This is a genomic window from Gilvibacter sp., assembly GCF_013214815.1.
Classification (GTDB): domain Bacteria; phylum Bacteroidota; class Bacteroidia; order Flavobacteriales; family Flavobacteriaceae; genus Gilvibacter.
The window spans coordinates 1-13330 of sequence record NZ_JABSPU010000075.1 but is presented as its reverse complement, the minus strand read 5'-3'; the positions used below and the strand labels follow the sequence as shown (position 1 = coordinate 13330).

Here is a 13330-nt window from a genome sequence, read left to right as displayed (position 1 = left end):
CGCTCCAAAGAGTATACTACCTATAAATAAGTGTTGCCAGAAATCTACGCTCATCAATCCGTAGAAAGTGCTTCCTTCATCGATCCAACCAGCGCTAACCACACCGTTAAAGATCAAGCCCATCACCAAAGCACCGATCAAAGTACTCACAATGATTCTCCAGCTTCCGATCTTGGTGAAGATCAAAATAAATGCTCCTAACAGGATCAAGACTTTAGAGGTCTCTCCCACAGATCCAGGAATGAATCCCCAGAACATATCAGAAATGCTGTAGATCACATCTTGGTTCTGAGCGTAGCTACCTAAGATGGTCTCTCCAGAGATCGCATCGGCTGTACCAGCGCGCTCAACCGCTCCGTGCACCCAAACCTTATCACCACTCATCCAGGTTGGATAAGCAAAGAATAAGAAGGCACGGATCGTTAAAGCAGGGTTTAGGATGTTCATCCCAGTTCCTCCAAATACTTCTTTCCCGATAACTACTCCAAAGACTACAGCTACTGCTAGCATCCACAGTGGAATATCAATCGGCACAATAAGTGGCACAAGCATTCCAGTTACCAAGTAACCTTCTTCTACCTCGTGTCCTTTAATTACTGCGAAGATGAATTCAACAATCAGACCTACTCCGTAAGAAACCACTACTAGAGGAATCACCTTCCAAGCACCTAGCCAGAAATTGTCCCAAGTAAAGAAGTTCCCAAACCATGACGGCTCTACGGTAAGTCCTTTAGCCATATCAATGGCCGCGTAATGTTGGTATCCGGCGTTGAAGATCCCGAAGATCAAACAAGGCACCAATGCCAAGATCACGATATTCATCGTTCTTTTTAAATCATCTGCCGCCTTCACGTGAGTACCTCCGTGGGTCACTTCGTTTGGCGTATACAAGAAAGTGTGCAGGGCGTTGAAGGCCGGAGCCATCTTTTTACCGCGATACTTTTCCTTGAGCTTATGTAAATTTTGCTTCATTCCCATAGCTTAACCAATTTCCTTATACATTAAATCCAGCGCCTCACGAATGATCTTCTGATGCGGCTGCTTACTTACACAAATAAATTCGGTCACCGCAAAGTCTTCCGGTGCAACTTCATACATACCCATGGCTTCCATTGCGTCCAAGTCCTTTACCATACATGACTTGAGCAACTGAAGTGGATAGATATCTAGTGGGAATACCTCCTCGTAAGAACCAGTAACCACAAAGGCACGGTGTTCTCCGTTGGTATTGGTATTGAGTTCGTATTCTTTCTTCGGATTCAACCAAGAGAAGGTTAAAGCGCGCGTAGTAGAAATTTTATTGAAGATCGGTTTGTTCCATCCGAAGAATTCATAATCATCTCCTTCTGGAATCACTGAAACCACATTCGCATAAAAACTAAGGTGTCCTTCTGGTGAAATTTGCTTTCCAGAAAGCACATCTCCAGAGATCACACGAACGTTCTCTTCATTCAAACCAGAGTCATAAACAAAAGTAGAAACCTCTGCTCCGATCTTGGTTTTGTAATATTTAGGAGTCTTAACAGACGATCCCGCCAAGGCGATGATACGATCTGCTTTATAGTGTCCGTTTGCCAATAGCTCCCCGATGATCACTAGATCTTCAGCGTGGATGGTCCAAACGGTCTCTCCTTTATTTACAGGATCCACTCTCCCGATCAGCGTTCCTACGTTCCCAGCTGGGTGCGGTCCGCTCACGTTGTGCGTTTCAATCCCGTTGATGTTGTTGAATACAGAGTTACCGCCTTTTGGCACCCCAACGTGGATGGGTCCATCGGTTAGGGTTTTAAGACCGTCAATCGCTGCTTGGATCTGCTCGCCTTTATCGGCTAAGATCAAATCGTAATCAGCACTCATTGGCGCTGTATTGTATGCAGAAATGAAGATGGCCTTTGGGGTCACCTCCGGATTAGCGATCACATCATAAGGACGCTGCTTGATAAAAGGCCAGCAACCGGCTTCCAATAGACGTGCCTTTACCGCTGCGGCATCAGATAGATCTGTTTTACCAAAATCGCGGTAGCTGTCTTCCTTGTCAGCTTCAATGATAATGTCTGTAATAACTCGTTTAGCTCCGCGACGAATCTCCTGCAAGGTTCCGCTAACTGGCGATACAAAACGCATCGTTTCGTTGGCTTTGTTGTAAAAAATGTCGTCTCCGGCTTTGATTTTTGCGCCTTCCTTAATCACCATTTTAGGTGTAATGAGATGGAAGTCGGCAGGTCTAACATTGAAAGTTCGTGATCTGGGAGCCCCTGAAATTTCAGTACTGGCAGCCCCTTTCAAGCGAATGTTCAGACCTTTTTTGATTCGAATGTCTTTTGACATAGGATTTTGGGTATGTTGACTTAAGTCGTTGTGTCTCTCTTTCGGTTTGCAAATTTAATACAAAAAAGACAGAATTCTCTCTAAAAATCGAACTGTCTTGAACTTTTTCTTGTTCCCCGAAAATTGAATCTTCCTGACTGCGTTCTTCGGACACATTAAGGCACAAAATTTGTTTATATTTAGGCCATTAAACCATTTAGATGAAGTACCTCATCCTACTTATCAGCCTCGTTTTAAACGCTTCTATTTTGAACGCTCAAGTAGAAGAAATGCCGCCGCCGGAAAATATTCGCACCATCATTTTCAATTCTGGAGGCAATCAAAGTCAATTGCCGATCATAAGATTGGGCGAACCTATCTTCTTGACTTTTGACGATCTCAACGCCAACGAAGAAGACTATTATTACCGAATTACCCACCACGATTTTGACTGGAAAGAATCCAACCTGGCCAAAGGAGAGTTCATGGAAGGTTATGATGATGTGCGTATCAGAACCTATGACAACTCCCTGAATTCACTGCAATTGTACGCGCATTACCGCTTGAGTATTCCAAACCAAGAGACCCGCCGCTTGACCAAAAGTGGAAATTATATGATCAGTATTTATATGGACACCGGTCAGCTGATCTTCTCGCGAAAATTCATGGTCATTGAACAAGGCGCTGGTGTTGCTGTCGATGTTAAACGAGCGAGAGACTTTAACTTCATCAACACCAAACAAGTGGTTCAATTCACCATCAAACCGGGAGCGGAATTCATTGCGAATCCCAATCAGACGGTGAACACCTTGGTGATTCAGAACTACAACTTAAAAACGGCGATCACAGACCTCAAACCCCAATACACTATTGGGCAAGAGTTGATCTATCGCTACGATATTGAGGCTGGCTTTTGGGGCGGCAACGAATACCTCAACTTTGATAGCAAAGACCTCAGAGGCGCCAATATTGGCGTGAGTCGCATTGAGGTTACAGACCTGTACAATCACTTCCTATTCACCAATCCGAGCAGAGCCGATCAGCCCTATACCTTTAACCCGGACATTAATGGGAATTTTGTGGTACGTACTTTAAATGCTGTGCAAAGTGTCGGTTTTGAAGCCGAATACATTTGGATGCATTTTAGACTGCAGTATTTTGAAGAGCTGGATGGCAAAGAGATCCACATTTACGGGAACTTCAACAACTTCAATTTGGACGACACCACTAAACTGAGCTACGATCCATCAGACAATGTCTACAAAGGAGTACGCAAATTCAAGCAAGGTTTTTATAACTATAAGTACGTCCTTTTAGACCGCGACGGCAGTATTGACTCTGGAGCCGTGGGTGGCAATTTTTGGGAAACTGAAAATGATTACACCGTTTTGGTCTACTACAGAGAACCCGGAGGTCGTTTTGACCGCATCATCGGTTACGGAAAAGGAAATTCAAACAACATTACCAACAACTAGGCCCCTTACATTATGCAGCAAGAACTGGATCTTTTCAGACGTATTGCAGACCGTTTATTAACTGAAGAAGCTCGTAAAGGAGTGGTAAAACCCATTCCCGCAACAGAGCTTTGGGACAGCTTGAACCTGAGCTTAGAAGCCGATGGGCTCCCCGAATCTGATTTTGAGACCTTGCTCACTCAAGTGGTTCTGAGCACACCCAGAACAGCAACCCATAAATTCTTCAACCAACTTTTTGGCGGCCGCACTCCAAAGGCTACTTTGGGAGATCTTTTGGCCGTGATGCTGAACAACTCCATGTACACCTATAAGGTGGCTGGTCCGCAAGTTGGTGTAGAAAAAGCCATCATCAAAGAAATTATAAAGATCATTGGGTATCCGAGTACTGCGGATGGAACCATTGCCTCCGGAGGGTCTATGAGCAACTTGATCGCCATGCTTATGGCCCGGGACAAAAAAGATCCAAGAGCTCGATTTGAAGGAAATCGCAAGCCCTTGGTGGCCTACACCTCAGCGGCTTCCCACTACTCGATTGCCAAGAACGCTGCCTTTTTAGGTATTGGCCGCGATTATGTCAGGAATATTGCGACAGACGCAACGGGTAAAATGGATCCTGAGGATTTGATTTCACAAATAGAAGCCGATAAAGCGGCAGGCTTAGAACCCTTCTTTATCAACGGTACTGCGGGAACTACCGTATTGGGCGTTTTTGACCCCATAGAACCTTTGGCAGATATCGCTCAGGCTCATGGACTTTGGTTGCATATTGATGGAGCCTATTGCGGATCAGTGATCTTTAGCAAAAAATACAAGCATTTAGTAGCTGGAGTGCAACGTGCGGACAGCTTCAACTTGAACGCGCACAAAATGATGGGAACGCCCTTGACGTGTTCCATCATTGTAACCCAACACAAAAAACATTTGGCAGACAGCCTATCTAATGAAGCGGAGTACCTCTACCAAACAGACGGTGACGATTTCAACTTGGGTAAAACCTCCTTGCAATGCGGACGCCGCAATGATGCTTTAAAATTCTGGTCCCTTTGGAAAGCTATTGGAACTAAGGGATTGGAAGCTATGGTAGATCAACAATTTGCGTTGGCTGAAACTGCTGTGAATTACATACGATCCAACCCGGACTACACCTTGTACAGCGACTTACCCTCCATTTCTATATGTTTTAACTACAAAGACATACCTGCAAAGACCCTATGTACCGCACTTTATGAAGAAGGCGAGCTGATGGTGGGATTTGGAAGTTTTGAAGCTGATACTTTTGTGCGGATGGTGACCATCAATGCGGGCAACGACCACAAGCATATTCATGACTTTTTTAGGACCTTGGAGGACTTTGTCACCAAACACCAAGACCGTCTAAAGGAATCCGTCTCGATTTAAGGGCATAAATTTTATTTCCCACTAGAGAAAATACGGTGAACTCCTTATATTTACCGTATGCTGCCATCTGACGAAAATCCCAACGACCCTTTAAGCGAGGATACTCTTCCGAGTGAAAACAGCTCCGAAGAACAACTTCCAAGTGTTCCAGAAAATACTGAAGATACCACAGAGGTTAGTTTTGAACCTGCTGATGATGTGCACCCAGATGATGTCAGCAAAAAAGACACCACACCGGTTAAATACACCGGGCGCAAGAGTGAAAAGTACCGCTCCACAGAATGCTTGAATTGTGGCCATCCTTTAAAGCTCACGGATGTTTACTGTTCGTATTGTGCTCAGATGAACAGCACCAAAAAGCTGACGGTTGGGGATTTCTTTGAAGAGCTTTTTTCCAGTATCATCAATTACGATTCGCGTTTCCGAACCTCCATAAAGACCCTACTTTTTAAGCCTGGGGTCATGTCTCGGGAGTTCATCAACGGAAAACGCATGAAGTATGTGAATCCGTTTAGATTCTACTTGAGTATTTCCATACTGTTTTTCATCTCTTTAGGACTGATCGCCAATTTTGATGACATGAACATCAATAGCGATAGAGAACTTATTGAGCAGCAACTGGAAAACGGTATTGGCCAAATCACAGTAGATGGCATTCCGGTGGCCAATATGGCGGAACTCGATTCAATCATAAAAGCTAAAGATAAGGCCAATATTTCTCTGGATTCGCTCTTGGCACAGCGTAGGGCACAACGAGACAGTGCTAAGACCAAAAAGACCTATAAAGACCGCTACATGGCAGATGAGGATTACGATACGCTCCCCTTCTTTAACGCCATGTATGAGCGCGGGCGCTTGTATGCAGATTTCAACGATGAAACAGGTATTAAAAATCCGCGAATCGGATTGGATAGTTTAAAACATAAAGACAACTCCTACCACCGCTGGATCTATCGCAAAGCCATCGACGCAGAAACCATGAGTAATGAAGGTCCGGGAGAAATATTGGAATACTTCTTAAGCCAACTCCCTTTTGTGATCTTTTTCTTTATCCCAATCTTTGCTTTGTTTGTCTGGCTGGTTTACTTGAGAAGGAAATACACCTATACGGATCATATGGTCTTTTTGTTCCACACGCAGACCATGTTCTTTGTACTCTACGGAATAGCCATGCTCATTGATCTGATCGTGGCTGCTTTTACGGATAATTACGATGGAGGATTAGCCACTCTGATTGCCACGCTATTGTTCTTGTTCTATCTCTACAAGGCCATGCGCAATTTCTACAAACAGGGAAGAATTAAAACTATTGTTAAATTTCTGATTCTAAACTGGGTATTTTTTACTTTAGCTACATTCGGAGCTTTTGTGGCCTTTGCCATTAGCTTCGCGACTTATTAGATTTGAATCATGGTAGAACAGATAACACAAGGCATTAAAGTTGCGGTTCGCTCCCGATATGAGGGCGCGTACATTCGCAATTACAAGATGCAGTTTGCGTTCACCTATGAGGTAAGTATTAGCAATCACAGCAAAGACGTGGTGCAACTCACCCACAGAAAGTGGTTCATCTTTGATGCGCTCAACCATCCGGAAACCGTTTTTGGAGAAGGCGTTATTGGAGAGAAACCCATCATCCAACCCGGACAAACGCACACCTACAGTTCTGGTTGCTTATTATCTGGACCGATTGGAGCCATGCAAGGAAATTATGAAATGGTGAATTTCTCCAATGCAAGATCTTTTGAGGTGACCATTCCTCGCTTTGAGCTCAGCGCTCCCTTTGCCGTTAATTAAAAAGAAATGCGTTCGTGAACACGCAAAGTGATCTGTTGCTGCTGCTGAACCACCGTGCACTTTTCACAGTTGGAATCGTAGATAAAAGAATACGGCAGTTGAAGATCTAAAGGTGCGTCCGCTGTAAAGATTCCTGAAAAATCCTGTGTTTTTTTCTCGTTGTATCGGTTAATCACAAATTGTGATCTCGTTGGACCTTCTTGAAGATCAAACCAAGCACTACTCCCTATACCTGTAAGCAATTGTGCCTTATCATGCGGCGCTTCTAAAGCTGCACAATTGGAAGTATGTCCGTGTTTTTTGTCGAAGTAGTTTTTGAGATTTTCCTTAAAGGCCGTTCCGTTAAAGGTTTCAATTTTCCCTTGGTGTACTTGATATACTGCGGATTCTGTCGCGGCTTGCTCCACATTACCCACGGTGCTTGGGGTAAATTTCTTATTGCGATTCAAGCGTTTAATGATTTTGGGATCTTGTGTAGAGGCCAAGAGCGTCTCGGTTACGAATCGAGAGCAATTGCTACCCTCCTTTACAAAGGCTCCGTAGGGAATACTGCCTCTGCCCTGCAAACTATCTATATACGCTTTAGCTCTATTAAAGTCGATCTTATCACATACCGAAGCCAACAAACGACCTTCACCATGTGTTTTCTCTGGATGCGCCTCCAACCAAAGCAGAAATTCCTCTGTGTTTTTTAAATTAAAATTAGCATCGAAACGCCCTTTGAACGGAATTTCCAACTCGGCATCTGTATTCGCACCACGCACCCGACCGTGTCCCTCTGGCGTCACATAGCGTCCAAAATCGTAATAGCGCGCTTTACCTGTGGCATTTTCAATCAAGACTAAGGCTGCGTGACCCGCTTTGATATGCGAACGTGTTCCAAGTCCTACCAATGGCAGAAATCGACATAAGCGTTCACTACTCATCCGTACAAAGGTGTCCGGAAAAGCCATGGCTACCAATTTACCGTCTTGTTTAAATGCTGTCATGCTATAAATAATGATGCGTGATTGCGCCATCTGGCAGTTCTTGATATCTAAACTGCACACGATCTGCACGCTTGTCAATACTGCTTATGCTTTTAGTACGGACAAAGCCGCGATTCATTACAATATCGTTCTGAGGATCGCCATCTCCGGCCGTCCTGTGAAAGTACAATTGCGCATTCAAACGGGAATCGTTATCGTTTAAAAAATCTGTGAACCAAGCTTCTCGCTTTGCCGCAACATCCGCGGTGTAGAGTTGTCGCGAGGACCAAATCCGCGGAGCTACGGGTAAGTTTTGGATATGCTTATCCTGTCCATCCCAAACACATTCAAACAAACTCAACTCATCCTTCCAATCTATAACCACAACTGTAAAAGGCTCCACTCCTGTCAGATCCTGACTTTCCAGTAATTGTTGACCTTGCGCGGCTTGCAAAAGATCCAAAACTAACAACCCGCGACTCCTTCCATAAGTACCTATCGGATGGCGCTCAAAGCCTCCATTGAGCAAACAAACTGCGCGCTGCTTGTCGCTTAGGCCAATCCAAGAGCCTCCCGCTAGCGCATCTTTGGGGAAGATACAATCCGCAGCCTCCAAACTATAAACCTCTGGCAACAACGTTTGACGTTTAGGAGATTCATCTCGGTTAGAAACCAAACTGAAATCAGCATTATTCTTAGGTATGAAAGTCAGCGTACACATGAAATTGACCGCAGTGTTTTACAAAGAGCAATTTAGCATTTTTAGCGAATTGTTTCGCCCGGACTTTCTCACAGAAAAGGGGGCAGAATTTTGTAAATTTGCAGAAATCAAAAATCAGTAATCGATCAATTATGGGAAAAGGATTCTACGAAGTACCTGTAGCGGTGAATGAACCGGTAAAGGACTACGCTCCTGGCTCTCCAGAACGCAAGGCCGTTCTCGCAGCTTATAAAGAATTATACAATGCCAATGCTGATGTCCCGATGTACATCAACGGTGAAGAAGTTCGTACGGGAGACACGGCAACCATGTCGCCTCCGCACGAACACCAACATATTTTGGGAAGCTACCACCGAGCCACTCAGGCCAATGTGCAATCGGCTATCGACGGTGCTTTAGAAGCCCGCAAAGCTTGGTCGCAAATGCCTTGGGAACAGCGTGCAGCCATCTTTCTAAGAGCTGCCGAATTGATCGCAGGTCCTTACCGCGCAAAGATCAACGCCGCAACAATGTTGGCTCAATCCAAGACCATTTACCAAGCAGAGATCGATGCTGCTTGTGAATTCATTGACTTCTTGCGCTTTAATGTGCAATTCATGACAGAGATCTATGCGGAGCAGCCAGAGTCTACTTCAGGCGCTTGGAACCGTTTGGAGTATCGTCCTTTAGAAGGATTCATCTACGCAATTACCCCGTTTAACTTTACAGCGATCTCTGGAAACCTTCCGGCGAGTGCTGCACTTATGGGGAATGTTGTGGTTTGGAAACCTTCTGACAGCCAGATCTTCTCTGCAAAAGTCATTGTGGACGTATTTAAAGAAGCTGGTGTTCCTGACGGTGTGATCAATGTGGTATATGGAGATCCAGTGATGATCACTAATACCGTATTGGACAGTCCTGATTTTAGCGGACTTCACTTTACAGGATCCACCCACGTATTCAAAAACCTGTGGAAGCAGATCGGAGAAAATATTTTCAACTACAAAACGTATCCGCGCATTGTTGGTGAGACTGGTGGAAAGGACTTTATCGTTGCACACAAATCCTCAAATTCAAAGCAGGTAAGTACAGCGATCAGTCGAGGCGCTTTTGAATTCCAAGGGCAAAAGTGTAGTGCTGCGAGCCGTTGTTATATTCCGCAGAGCCTATGGCCAGCGGTTAAGCAGGAAGTTATTGCAGACGTAAAATCCTTCAAGATCGGTTCTCCAGAAGATATGAGCAATTTTATCACAGCGGTGATCCACGAAGGCTCTTTTGATAAATTAGCTTCTTATATCGATGCAGCAAAAGCTGACGCTGACGCTGAGATCATTGTTGGCGGAAACTACGACAAATCCAAAGGATACTTTATTGAGCCTACGGTTATCGTGACCTCAAATCCAAAATACACGACCATGTGTACGGAATTGTTCGGGCCGGTTGTGACCATTTTTGTTTATGAGGATGACGCCTGGGAAGAAACCCTACACTTGGTTGACGAAACCGGCGAATACGCCTTAACCGGAGCTGTATTCTCAGAAGATCGTTACGCTTTAGAAACTGCCGTTAAGATTTTGGAGAATGCTGCAGGTAACTTCTACATCAACGACAAGCCAACTGGAGCTGTTGTTGGGCAGCAGCCTTTTGGAGGTGCCCGAGGAAGTGGAACCAATGACAAGGCAGGAAGCAAACTCAACCTTTACCGTTGGATCTCTCCACGCATGGTAAAGGAGACCTTTGTTTCTCCAACGGACTATCGTTATCCTTTCTTAGGATAAATCGATTCGACATCAATAAAAAAGCCGCTATTTAAGCGGCTTTTTTTTATGGTTTGTACTGTAAAATTAATCTTGGTTTCCACTATCACCTAAAAAATGTATGAAATTGCCCCAACCTTCTTTCCTTTTCTTAATCGTAGCGCTGCTATGATTTGCAAAAAGAGCATCGCTTGTAACAATTTCATCCCATTTTCGGTTTAACATTGTAAGCCCAGATTAATTTTTTATTGGAAGATGCACAACTGCCTTAGTCTCAAAGAATGGGTCATCATAAAATTCCGCGATGGAGTGAATGGTCGCTTTGGGATAAGGAGCTAGTTCTTCGGTAAGATCACCGCCTTTAAGGTATAAGATTCCATTGGCCAAATCGTGATTGGATTGCTTCTTTACTTTGTTCTTTACCCAAGGAACAAATCGTTCCATGCGTGTTACCGCTCGGCTGACAATAAAATCAAATTGCCCTTCCACCTGCTCCGCGCGCATCGCTTTGGCAGTCGCATTCTCCAACGCTAAGGCTTTAGCAACCTCAGTAACTACTTTGATCTTTTTCTGAATACTATCTACCAAAATAAATTCCACCTCAGGAAATAAAATAGCAAGAGGAATTCCCGGGAAACCTCCACCAGTCCCAACATCTAAAATTCGGCTCCCAGGCTTAAAGGAGTGAATTTTAGCAATGGCCAAACTATGCAAAACATGTCTTACTGGGAGTTCATCAATGTCCTTTCTAGAAACCACATTGATCTGCGCATTCCAATGCGCATAAAGGGATTGCAGGGCATTTAATTGTTCGAGTTGTCGCTCAGAAAGCGCTGGAAAATGAAGGCTATAGTCAGTCATAATAGAAATCGCTGTGCAAATTTACATTTTCTATAATTTCTTGAAGTTTTGACTTCCACCCAATCGATACAATCTTTATCTTTACAACTTGTTATATTACTTCAAAACAGAAAAACGCGAATAGTTTGAATACGAATCAAGTTACCTTCTCCAGAGTCGATTCCGCGAAATTTTTTCGAACCCTCAACAAGCGTGTAAACGCTTATTTTAAAGAGAACAATATTGCTCGCACAGGCAATTGGAAGCTCCACCTTAAAACGGTGATCATGTTCTCCTTGTATTTGACTCCATACTTTTTATTGTTGACCCTAGATTTCCCCACCTGGGCGCAATTGCTTTTTACCATCCTGATGGGGATCGGCATGGCCGGGGTTGGTATGAACGTCATGCACGACGCCAATCACGGGTCCTACTCGTCTAAAAAGTGGGTGAACAAACTCTTGGGAAGCAGTATTTATATATTGGCAGGGAACGTATACAACTGGCAGGTACAGCACAATGTGTTGCACCACACCTACACCAATATCCACGGTCATGACGAAGACATGGAAGCGGGACGCGTACTGCGTTTCTCTAAGCATGCCAAATGGCACAAACACCACAGATTCCAGCACTATTACAGTGTGTTCTTATACGGTCTATTGACCTTCAACTGGATGCTTACCGCAGATTTCATGCAGACCAAGCGCTATTTAGCTCGCGGCTTGTCATACGGGAAGTTCCCAGGGAAATTTAAGCAATGGAGCAACTTGGTGATCACCAAAGTAATCTACGTATCTATTTGGATTGTATTGCCAATCATCTTTATGGACATTGCTTGGTGGAAAGTTCTTGTTGGATTCTTTATCATGCACTATGTGGCAGGATTGATTTTGAGTATCATCTTCCAATTGGCGCATATTGTAGAAGATACAGACATGCCTTTACCAGATGACACAGGGAACATGAAAAACACTTGGGCGATCCACCAATTGTTTACCACCGTGAATTTTGGAACAACAAACAGAATCATCAATTGGTTTTCTGGCGGATTGAACCATCAGGTAGAACACCACATCTTCCCGAACATCAGCCACATCCATTACAATGATATTGCTAAGATCGTTAAGCAAACAGCGCAGGAATTCAACCTGCCTTATTTTGAATACAAAACAACGCGTAAAGCGCTCATGGCCCACTTTAGACACCTAAAGGAAATGGGCATGAAACCATCATACTCGGTTTAATATGCAACAACGACTATCAGATCGCGTCACACAAATGGCAACTTCTGCCACCTTGGCTATGGCGGCTAAGGCACGTGAGTTGAGAGAATCAGGAAAGGACATTATTGGTCTATCTTTAGGAGAACCAGACTTTACCGTACCGGAATTTGTTAAAGATGCGGCCATCCAAGCCGTTAAGGATGATTACCATTCTTATACTCCGGTTGATGGTTATGGCGATCTAAAGCAAGCCATCATCACCAAATTTGAACGCGATAACGGTTTGCACTACAATCCTGCACAGATTGTGGTCTCCACAGGAGCAAAACAATCACTATCTAACCTAGCCATGGTATTGCTTAACCCAGGAGATGAAGTACTGCTTCCGGCTCCGTATTGGGTCTCTTACAGCGATATCAGCAAACTAGCGGGCGGTGTACCGGTGGTGATACCATCGTCTATTGAAACCGATTTTAAAGTAACTCCAGAAGCCTTAGATGCTGCGATCACTCCAAAAACACGAATGATGATCTACAGCAGCCCTTGTAACCCAAGTGGCTCTGTTTATTCCAAAGAAGAGCTTCGCGCCCTAGCAGATGTATTGGCAAAGTATCCGGACATTATTGTAATTAGCGACGAAATTTACGAGCATATCAATTTTGTTGGCCAGCACACCTCTATGGCTAGTTTTGAAGACATGTACGACCGAACTGTAGTGGTGAACGGCGTGTCTAAAGCCTTCTCTATGACGGGTTGGCGTATTGGTTATATCGGTGCTCCAGAATGGATCGCTCGCGCTTGTAATAAAATGCAAGGCCAGGTGACCAGTGGTGCCAACTGTACTGCTCAACGTGCTACTATT

At 44.3% G+C, this 13330-nt stretch carries 12 protein-coding genes; 7 read left to right on the top strand and 5 right to left on the bottom strand.

Annotated features, from left to right (window positions below):
- Together HRT75_RS12520 and HRT75_RS12515 are read right to left on the bottom strand one after the other, a co-directional pair.
- Positions 1 to 978 (bottom strand): RnfABCDGE type electron transport complex subunit D (locus HRT75_RS12520; RefSeq protein WP_291187306.1); only part of this gene is annotated, 978 nt, incomplete at its 3' end.
- Positions 979 to 981: 3 nt separating this feature from the next.
- Complete coding sequence (locus HRT75_RS12515) at positions 982 to 2328, bottom strand: Na(+)-translocating NADH-quinone reductase subunit A (RefSeq protein WP_291187303.1); 1347 nt, start codon at positions 2326 to 2328, stop codon at positions 982 to 984.
- Between the two features lie 200 nt (positions 2329 to 2528).
- Between HRT75_RS12515 and HRT75_RS12510 the strand changes: the two genes are divergently transcribed.
- The 4 genes from HRT75_RS12510 to apaG are packed head-to-tail and all read left to right on the top strand — an operon-like array spanning position 2529 to position 6977.
- On the top strand, positions 2529 to 3782 hold the full coding sequence (locus tag HRT75_RS12510) for a DUF5103 domain-containing protein (protein ID WP_291187300.1): 1254 nt from the start codon (positions 2529 to 2531) through the stop codon (positions 3780 to 3782).
- A gap of 12 nt (positions 3783 to 3794) precedes the next feature.
- A complete protein-coding gene (locus HRT75_RS12505; protein WP_291187297.1) occupies positions 3795 to 5180 on the top strand; it encodes an aminotransferase class V-fold PLP-dependent enzyme in 1386 nt (461 codons plus the stop codon).
- Between the two features lie 57 nt (positions 5181 to 5237).
- Positions 5238 to 6581: a DUF3667 domain-containing protein gene (locus HRT75_RS12500; protein ID WP_291187294.1), complete on the top strand. Its 1344-nt coding sequence runs from the start codon at positions 5238 to 5240 to the stop codon at positions 6579 to 6581.
- Positions 6582 to 6590: 9 nt separating this feature from the next.
- Positions 6591 to 6977, top strand: a complete 387-nt coding sequence (gene apaG, locus HRT75_RS12495; protein ID WP_291187291.1) for a Co2+/Mg2+ efflux protein ApaG — start codon at positions 6591 to 6593, stop codon at positions 6975 to 6977.
- Here apaG and HRT75_RS12490 read toward each other — a convergent pair.
- The gene (locus tag HRT75_RS12490) at positions 6974 to 7966 is read right to left on the bottom strand and encodes a DUF6695 family protein (protein WP_291187288.1); all 993 of its coding nucleotides are present in this window, start codon (positions 7964 to 7966) and stop codon (positions 6974 to 6976) included. The two genes, apaG and HRT75_RS12490, sit on opposite strands and share 4 nt — an antisense overlap.
- Before the next feature lies 1 nt (position 7967).
- Entirely contained in the window at positions 7968 to 8666 is a 699-nt protein-coding gene (locus HRT75_RS12485; protein WP_291187285.1) for an NRDE family protein, read from the bottom strand.
- A gap of 131 nt (positions 8667 to 8797) precedes the next feature.
- Here HRT75_RS12485 and pruA point away from each other — a divergent pair, with 131 nt between their 5' ends.
- Positions 8798 to 10423 carry an L-glutamate gamma-semialdehyde dehydrogenase gene (pruA, locus tag HRT75_RS12480; RefSeq protein WP_291187282.1) on the top strand — a complete coding sequence of 542 codons (1626 nt, stop codon included), beginning with the start codon at positions 8798 to 8800 and terminating at the stop codon, positions 10421 to 10423.
- A 216-nt stretch (positions 10424 to 10639) separates the two neighbouring features.
- Here pruA and rsmG read toward each other — a convergent pair whose 3' ends face one another.
- Positions 10640 to 11263, bottom strand: coding sequence for a 16S rRNA (guanine(527)-N(7))-methyltransferase RsmG (rsmG, locus tag HRT75_RS12475; protein WP_291187279.1), 624 nt, complete (start codon positions 11261 to 11263; stop codon positions 10640 to 10642).
- 125 nt (positions 11264 to 11388) lie between these two features.
- On the opposite strand from rsmG, the gene HRT75_RS12470 reads away from it, so the two are divergent.
- Together HRT75_RS12470 and HRT75_RS12465 are read left to right on the top strand one after the other, a co-directional pair.
- A complete protein-coding gene (locus HRT75_RS12470) occupies positions 11389 to 12489 on the top strand; it encodes an acyl-CoA desaturase (RefSeq protein ID WP_291187276.1) in 1101 nt (366 codons plus the stop codon).
- Between the two features lies 1 nt (position 12490).
- The coding region (locus HRT75_RS12465) for a pyridoxal phosphate-dependent aminotransferase (protein ID WP_291187273.1) at positions 12491 to 13330 on the top strand (840 nt) is incomplete at its 3' end.

Bases quoted from the DNA above. Each gene is read 5' to 3' on its own strand.
- HRT75_RS12515 (WP_291187303.1), bottom strand. From the start codon at position 2,328: ATGTCAAAAGACATTCGAATCAAAAAAGGTCTGAACATTCGCTTGAAA.
- HRT75_RS12510 (WP_291187300.1), top strand. From the start codon at position 2,529: ATGAAGTACCTCATCCTACTTATCAGCCTCGTTTTAAACGCTTCTATT.
- HRT75_RS12505 (WP_291187297.1), top strand. From the start codon at position 3,795: ATGCAGCAAGAACTGGATCTTTTCAGACGTATTGCAGACCGTTTATTA.
- HRT75_RS12500 (WP_291187294.1), top strand. From the start codon at position 5,238: ATGCTGCCATCTGACGAAAATCCCAACGACCCTTTAAGCGAGGATACT.
- apaG (WP_291187291.1), top strand. From the start codon at position 6,591: ATGGTAGAACAGATAACACAAGGCATTAAAGTTGCGGTTCGCTCCCGA.
- HRT75_RS12490 (WP_291187288.1), bottom strand. From the start codon at position 7,966: ATGACAGCATTTAAACAAGACGGTAAATTGGTAGCCATGGCTTTTCCG.
- HRT75_RS12485 (WP_291187285.1), bottom strand. From the start codon at position 8,666: ATGTGTACGCTGACTTTCATACCTAAGAATAATGCTGATTTCAGTTTG.
- pruA (WP_291187282.1), top strand. From the start codon at position 8,798: ATGGGAAAAGGATTCTACGAAGTACCTGTAGCGGTGAATGAACCGGTA.
- rsmG (WP_291187279.1), bottom strand. From the start codon at position 11,263: ATGACTGACTATAGCCTTCATTTTCCAGCGCTTTCTGAGCGACAACTC.